The organism is Stenotrophomonas sp. PS02297 (assembly GCF_029959705.1).
GTDB lineage: Bacteria > Pseudomonadota > Gammaproteobacteria > Xanthomonadales > Xanthomonadaceae > Stenotrophomonas > Stenotrophomonas nitritireducens.
The window spans coordinates 1-6,948 of sequence record NZ_JASCOS010000152.1; the positions used below are offsets into that span (position 1 = coordinate 1).

Below are 6,948 nucleotides of genomic sequence, written 5' to 3' on the forward strand. Positions count from 1 at the left end.
GGGCAATGGCGACCGACGAGGAGGCCGCCATTGCCCGCGACGGAAAAACTCAGCGTGGGGAAGGTTCAGTTGAGCCGTTCTTCATAAATCCGCAGAAGCTTCTGCTTGGCAAGCAGCTTTTCGCGTTTCATCTGCCCCAGGGTCATATCGTCGATGGGGAGTACCCCCAGTTCCGCATCCATGCATTTCTTGTTCAGCTTCTGGTGCTGCTGATAGAGCTGCTTGAACTCGGGGTTGACCTTGATCAACGCGTCGATCTCACTCTGCGGCTGCCCTTCGAACATGACTACCTCCTACATGCGGAAACACGAACGCCCCGGCCTTGCGGCACGGGGCGTTTGGGATGGAGATCCGGGCGGGGCACGGCCGAACCCTCAGCCGCCTTCCGGTCCAATCCCCGGAAGCTGTCTGGTACTGGTTCGCGCCACGGTTGCACTGGCCCGGTCCTCCGCTGTCCGGACGACGAAAATGTCGCCCGGACGATTGACCCTACGCCTGAAAAAAGGTTCCGGCAAGGGGAGCGGAGGGAGCAGGCGAAGGTTCAGGAACGGCCGCACATTCAGCCTTTACGGCAGCCCTGTGCGACCCCCGCCGGCCCCCGCCTGAGCAACACAAGCGGTAGTGCCAGAGCGGGGCGATACCCCCTTCCATGGGTTCCGGGTGAGCCAGCCTGGCATCACGGTGCGACGATCACCTCGGCCGAACGGGCGCGCGTGGCGGCAGCCTTCTTGCCGCTGACCTGGATGCGGTTGGCGCCGACGCCGGCCGCCACCAGCGCGTCCTTCAGCGCCTGCGCGCGGCGCTGGCCGACGCCGGTGGCGCTGTCGTAGCCCTCGATGGTCACCCGCCCCTTCCTGCCGATGTTCAGGTACTCGGCCAGGGCCTTGAGCTGGTCGCGCGCGGCGCTGGACGGGGTGGCCTGGCCCGCCGCGAAGGCGTCGCCGGCGAGGGTGAATATCTCGCCGCGGTTGTCGAACTTCGAGGCCGGCAGCTTCTGCCCGGAGACCAGCTCGGCCTCTTCGCGCGCGAGCTTGGCCGCGTTCTGCTGGGCCGAATTCACCCGCGCGGCCTGCTTGCCCGCCACGCTGGTCAACGCCGCCTCGGCGTCCTGCCGGGCCAGGGTCTCGGCCTCGGCGGCCTGGCGCATGCGCTCGGTCTCCTCGGCCTGGATCTGCGCCTGCACGCGCAGGCGCTCGGCCTCCTGGCGCGCGCGGGCGGCTTCGCGGCGGCTGGCCTCGACCAGCAGTTCGCTGCGGGTACGCTCCAACTGGTCGACTTCGCGGCGCGCGGCTTCGGCGCGGGCGCTGGCCTCGGCGATCGCCACCCGGCGCTCGGCCAGGTAACGCGCCTGGTCCAGTTCCTTGCGTTTGGCCTTGGCCAGCACGGCGATCGCCTGCTGCGCCTGCAGCCGTTCGAGCGCCGCCAGGTCGGTGGTACGCATGTCGGCCTGCAGCGCGATCAGGCGCTGGTTCAACATCGCCACGGCCGGGTCTTCGGTGGCGGCGGTCGCCAGCATCGGCATGGCCAGCAGGCCGGCCACGAGCAGAGTGCGGATATCCATCAGCGTCCCTCCCCGGTCGCCAGCTGGCGTTGCAGGCGTTCCACCTCGGCCTTGCGCTGCGCCAGCGTGGCCAGCGCCACGGCCTCCCCGCTCTGCGCGCGGGCCAGGTCGGCATCGACCATCGCGCGCTGCGCCAGCAGGGGCGCCTGCTTGCGCTCGCGGCGGTCGCCGGCCGCGCGCTGTGCCTGCTCCAGTTGCTGCCGGGCCAGGGCCATGGTGTCCGGCGCGTACTGGTCGGCGTCGGCGCGATCGGCGCGCTCCACCGCCTGCTGCGCGGCGAGCAGGTCGGCCGCGGCCGGATCCTGCGCCATCGCACTGGCACAGAGCGCAGATGCGCACGCGGTCACATACAGGAGGTGTCGCAAGTGTGCGAAGCTAGGTTTCATTGGGGAGCCGTCGCGAAAGAGTTGAGCGCGGCCATTGTCGTCAAGGCCGCCGTGTGCTTGCAACGGTGGGCGGCCATTGCCCGGGGAATCGCATCCATGGATATCGGCTATTTCCTGAAGCTGATGACCGAAAAGAACGCATCGGACATGTTCCTGACCACGGGAGCGCCTGTCCATATCAAGATCGAGGGCAAGCTCTACCCGCTGGGCAACACCGGCCTGCCGCCAGGCATGGTCAAGAAGATCGCCTACTCGCTGATGGACGAGGGCCAGGTGCCGCAGTTCGAACGCGACCTGGAGCTGAACATGGCCATCGCGCTGGCCGACGTGGGCCGTTTCCGCGTGAACGTGTTCAAGCAGCGCAGCGAAGTGGGCATGGTCATCCGCGCGATCAAGAACCGGATTCCCTCGATCGAGGAGCTTAAGCTGCCGGACGTGCTCAAGGACGTGATCATGACCCCGCGCGGGCTGGTGCTGGTGGTCGGCTCCACCGGCTCGGGCAAGTCCACCTCGCTGGCGTCGATGATCGACCACCGCAACGCCACCACCACCGGGCACATCCTCACCATCGAGGACCCGATCGAGTTCCTGCACCGGCACAAGCAATCCATCGTCAACCAGCGCGAGGTCGGCCTGGACACCCACGCCTTCCACAACGCGCTGAAGAACGCGATGCGCGAGGCGCCGGACGTGATCCTGATCGGCGAGATCCTCGATGCCGAGACGATGGAGGCGGCCATCGCCTTCGCCGAGACCGGCCACCTGTGCCTGGCCACGCTGCACTCCAACAACGCCGACCAGACCATCGAGCGCATCCTCAACTTCTTCCCCGAGAGCGCGCACCGCAACGTGCTGATGAACCTGTCGCTGAACCTGCGCGCGGTGATCAGCCAGCGCCTGGTCAAGGGCACCGACGGCCGCCGCCGCCCGGCCACCGAAGTCCTGATCAACACGCCGATGATCCGCGACCTGCTGCGCCGCGGGCAGGTGCACGAGATCAAGCAGGCAATGGAGCAGTCGCTGGAGGAAGGCATGCACAGCTTCGACCAGTGCCTGTTCCGGCTGGCCAAGGACGGGCTGATCGAGCAGGAAGAAGCCCTGCGCGCGGCCGATTCGCGCGACGGGCTGGCGCTCAAGTTCCGCCTGTCCGAGGGCGCCAGCGGCGAGCACGATCCCTACGCCGATTTCTCCGCGGCGGCGGCGCCGGCGTCGATCACCCACGGCTTCTGAACGGACCGCGCCGCTTCGACGGCACAACGACAAAGCCCCGCAGAAGCGGGGCTTTGTCGTTGTTGTCCTGCGTCCGCAACGCAATCGGGCGATACGCAGACGGGAAGGAGTGCAGCGGAGCCCGGCGTGGCAAGTTCAGCAGCGTGGAGGCTGTTCCTCCTTCGCCCCCAAAGCGGCGATGGACAGCGCTCAGGCGGCGTCGGGCTGGTTTTCCGGGCGGGCGGCGTCGAAGGCCGGCAGCGCCAGACAGGCGGCCTCGATCCGGCGCAGGGTCGGGAAGGCCTCCATGTCCAGGTGGAAACGGCGCGCGTTGTACAGCTGCGGCACCAGGCAGCAGTCGGCCAGCCCTGGCGCGTCGCCATGGCAGAAACGCCCGCCCTGCTCCGATGCCGTGAGGGAGGCTTCCATCGCGGCGAAGCCGGTGCGCATCCAGTGCAGGATCCATTCGTCGCGCTCGGCCTGCGGCACGTTCCATTCCTGGTCGAAGAACTGCAGCACGCGCAGGTTGTTGAGCGGATGGATGTCGCAGGCCACCAGCTGCGCCAGCGCGCGCACCCGTGCGCGGCCGGCGGCGTCGGCCGGCAGCAGGGCCGGCTGCGGATGGGTTTCCTCCAGGTATTCGAGGATCGCCAGCGACTGGGTCAGCACCCGATCGCCATCGCGCAATGCCGGCACCAGCTCCTGCGGGTTGAGCGCGGCATAGGCCGGCGCGTGCTGCTGGCCGCCGTCGCGCACCAGGTGCACCGGCACGATGGCGTAATCCAGGCCTTTCAGGTTCAGGCCGATGCGAACCCGGTAGGCGGCGCTGGAGCGCCAGTAGCTGTAGAGCGTCAAGGCCTGTTGCATGTCCGTTTCCTGTTGCCCGCAGGCCACCTTACCCGCCGGCGATGGGGTGGCCCGCACCGCCGGTCGGTCCATCGCGCCGCCGGCCGGGAGCGCAGCCGCGCCTGCCCGCGGAGCCGGTGCGCGTGAGGCCGTCAGGGCCGCGCGGCCTGCTCGATGCGCTGTTCGATGGCGCCGAAGATGCTGTTGCCCGCGCGGTCGAACATCTCGATCCGCACCACGTCGCCGAAGCTCATGAACGGCGTGGACGGCTTGCCGTCGCGCAGCGTTTCCACCGTGCGGCGCTCGGCGAAGCACGAAGCGCCCAGCGAGGTGTCCTCGTTGGCGATGGTGCCCGAGCCGACGATGGCGCCGGCCGACAGCGGACGGGTCTTGGCCGCGTGCGCCACCAGCTGGGCGAAGTCGAACTGCATGTCCACGCCGGCTTCCGGCGCGCCGAACCACTCGCCGTTGATGTGGGTCACCAGCGGCAGGTGCACCTTGCTGCCCTGCCAGGCCTCACCCAGTTCGTCCGGGGTGACGAACACCGGGCTCAGCGCCGAGCGCGGCTTGGATTGCAGGAAGCCGAAGCCCTTGGCCAGCTCGGCCGGGATCAGGTTGCGCAGGCTGACGTCGTTGACCAGGCCGACCAGCTGGATGTGGCCGGCGGCCTGCTCCGGGGTCGCCGCCATCGGCACGTCGTCGGTGATGACCACGATCTCGGCTTCCAGGTCGATGCCGTAGTCCTCGCTGACCACCTTGACCGCATCGCGCGGGCCGTAGAAGCCGGCGCTGGTGGCCTGGTACATCAGCGGATCGGTGTAGAAGGTTTCCGGCACTTCGGCGCCGCGCGCCTTGCGCACCCGCGCCACGTGCGGCAGGTAGGCGCTGCCGTCGACGAATTCGTAGGCGCGCGGCAGCGGCGCGGCCAGCGCCTGCATGTCCAGGTCGAACACGCCGTCGGCATCGCCGTGGTTGAGCGACTCGGACAGCGCGTTCAGCCGTGGCGCGACGTTGGACCAGTCCTCCAGCGCCTGCTGCAGGGTGGCGGCGATGCCGGTGGCGCGCACGGCGCGGGCCAGGTCGCGCGAGACCACGATCAGGGTGCCGTCGCGGCCACCTTCCTTCAAGGAACCAAGCTTCATCGGAGCGTCCAGTCCAGGGGCGGAAAACAAGTTTCGATTGTAACGAATAGTCCGGCAACGACCAGCGCCGCGGAAGGAACGCCGCGCCATCGGGCATGCGCGCAATGGCGTGCGCCCACCCGGCCTGTACGTCGGGCCGGCAACGGGCCCCTTCCCCCGGCGATACCGGGGAGTTCCAGGCGCCCCGACCATACCTGAACAGGGGTTTTTGTACCGCTCCCGAACATCCCTTAGACTATCGCGGTCTGCCAGCGGCCGTCCGTTTCCCTCGGGGATTACCGGCGGCGCAGGATCCTCCAGGGGAATCCGCCCGCCCGCTCCCACTCCGACGCCTTTCGTCATGCATTCCGGCCTGCGCGCCTGCGCCGGTCGTACCCCACCTCGCAGCGCGGTTACACGGGAACGCTCCGAGCCGGTCGGTCATGCCGACCGTCAGTGCCAGCCTTTGCCGGCCGGCACGTCCATTACGGAGTTTCCAATGTCGTTCGAAGATCTGGGCCTTGCGCCCTTCCTGCTGCGCGCGCTCGCCGAGCAGGGCTACGAAACCCCCACCCCGATCCAGCAGCAGGCCATCCCGCTGGTGCTGGAAGGCCACGACCTGCTGGCCGGCGCGCAGACCGGCACCGGCAAGACCGCCGCGTTCGGCCTGCCGCTGCTGCAGCACCTGGCCACCTCGGCGCAGGAAGTGCGCAACGGCCCGCGCCGGCCGCGCGCGCTGATCCTCACCCCCACCCGCGAACTGGCCACCCAGGTGCATGACAGCCTGCGCGGCTACAGCAAGCACCTGCGCATCCCCAGCACCTGCATCTACGGCGGCGTCGGCATGGGCAACCAGCTCGACATCCTGCGCCGCGGCGTGGATCTGCTGGTGGCCTGCCCGGGCCGCCTGATCGACCACCTGGAGCGCCGCAGCGTCGACCTGTCCGGCATCGAGGTGCTGATCCTGGACGAGGCCGACCGCATGCTCGACATGGGCTTCCTGCCCTCGATCAAGCGCATCCTCGCCAAGCTGCCCAAGCAGAACCGGCAGACCCTGCTGTTCTCGGCCACCTTCGCCGACCCGATCAAGCAGCTGGCGCTGGAGTTCATGCGCAACCCGCGCGAGGTGATGGTGACCCCGCGCAACACCGTGGCCGAAACCATCGCCCACCGCGTGCATCCGGTCGACGCCGGGCGCAAGCGCGAACTGCTGCTGCACCTGCTGGCGGCCGATTCGCGCGAGCAGACCCTCGTGTTCGCCAAGACCAAGCACGGCAGCGACAAGCTGGCCACCTTCCTGGACAAGTCCGGCATCAAGACCGCGGCGATCCATGGCAACAAGAGCCAGAGCCAGCGCCTGCGCGCGCTGGGCGACTTCAAGGCCGGCCGCGTCACCGTGCTGGTGGCCACCGACATCGCCGCGCGCGGCATCGACATCAACGAGCTGCCCAAGGTCATCAACTACGACCTGCCGATGGTGGCCGAAGATTACGTGCACCGCATCGGCCGCACCGGCCGCAACGGCGCCAGCGGCCAGGCGGTCTCGCTGGTGGCCCAGGAAGACGCCAAGTACCTGCGCCAGATCGTGCGCCTGCTGGGCCGCGACATGGACATCCGCGACGTGGCCGGCTTCGAGCCGCAGACGCCGATCCGCTGGGGCAACAGCGCTCCGGGTAAAGCCGAGCAGCCGGGCGGCGAACGCCCGCCGCGCCGCGGCAATGGTGGGCGCCCCGCGGGTCACCGCGACAACGCCCCGGGCCAGCGCCGCGGCGGCGCAGGCGGGCAGCCCTCCGGCACACCGCGTGGCGAAGGCAACGGCCAGCGC

General features: G+C 69.1%; 7 protein-coding genes. 2 read left to right on the plus strand and 5 right to left on the minus strand.

What is annotated here, in order from left to right; genetic code table 11:
- Positions 1-65 precede the first annotated feature (65 nt).
- The 3 genes from QMX80_RS17545 to QMX80_RS17555 form a co-directional block, all read right to left on the minus strand.
- Positions 66-284, minus strand: coding sequence for a YdcH family protein (locus QMX80_RS17545; RefSeq protein WP_055772555.1), 219 nt, complete (start codon positions 282-284; stop codon positions 66-68).
- 392 nt (positions 285-676) lie between these two features.
- Entirely contained in the window at positions 677-1,561 is an 885-nt protein-coding gene (locus tag QMX80_RS17550; protein ID WP_055772558.1) for an OmpA family protein, read from the minus strand.
- A complete protein-coding gene (locus QMX80_RS17555; RefSeq protein ID WP_055772561.1) occupies positions 1,561-1,947 on the minus strand; it encodes a DUF4398 domain-containing protein in 387 nt (128 codons plus the stop codon). Before QMX80_RS17555 ends, QMX80_RS17550 begins: the two co-directional genes overlap by 1 nt.
- 96 nt (positions 1,948-2,043) lie before the next feature.
- Between QMX80_RS17555 and QMX80_RS17560 the strand changes: the two genes are divergently transcribed.
- Positions 2,044-3,177, plus strand: a complete 1,134-nt coding sequence (locus QMX80_RS17560; RefSeq protein ID WP_057505313.1) for a PilT/PilU family type 4a pilus ATPase — start codon at positions 2,044-2,046, stop codon at positions 3,175-3,177.
- A gap of 189 nt (positions 3,178-3,366) precedes the next feature.
- Here QMX80_RS17560 and maiA read toward each other — a convergent pair whose 3' ends face one another.
- Positions 3,367-4,023 (minus strand): maleylacetoacetate isomerase, encoded by a 657-nt coding sequence (maiA, locus tag QMX80_RS17565; protein ID WP_282278462.1) that lies wholly within the window; start codon positions 4,021-4,023, stop codon positions 3,367-3,369.
- Between the two features lie 131 nt (positions 4,024-4,154).
- The gene (locus QMX80_RS17570) at positions 4,155-5,144 is read right to left on the minus strand and encodes a fumarylacetoacetate hydrolase family protein (RefSeq protein ID WP_273084401.1); all 990 of its coding nucleotides are present in this window, start codon (positions 5,142-5,144) and stop codon (positions 4,155-4,157) included.
- A gap of 478 nt (positions 5,145-5,622) precedes the next feature.
- Here QMX80_RS17570 and QMX80_RS17575 point away from each other — a divergent pair.
- Positions 5,623-6,948 (plus strand): DEAD/DEAH box helicase (locus QMX80_RS17575; protein ID WP_282278463.1); only part of this gene is annotated, 1,326 nt, incomplete at its 3' end.

Coding starts and splice junctions, on each gene's coding strand:
- QMX80_RS17545 (WP_055772555.1), bottom strand. CDS start 284: ATGTTCGAAGGGCAGCCGCAGAGTGAGATCGACGCGTTGATCAAGGTC.
- QMX80_RS17550 (WP_055772558.1), bottom strand. CDS start 1,561: ATGGATATCCGCACTCTGCTCGTGGCCGGCCTGCTGGCCATGCCGATG.
- QMX80_RS17555 (WP_055772561.1), bottom strand. CDS start 1,947: ATGAAACCTAGCTTCGCACACTTGCGACACCTCCTGTATGTGACCGCG.
- QMX80_RS17560 (WP_057505313.1), top strand. CDS start 2,044: ATGGATATCGGCTATTTCCTGAAGCTGATGACCGAAAAGAACGCATCG.
- maiA (WP_282278462.1), bottom strand. CDS start 4,023: ATGCAACAGGCCTTGACGCTCTACAGCTACTGGCGCTCCAGCGCCGCC.
- QMX80_RS17570 (WP_273084401.1), bottom strand. CDS start 5,144: ATGAAGCTTGGTTCCTTGAAGGAAGGTGGCCGCGACGGCACCCTGATC.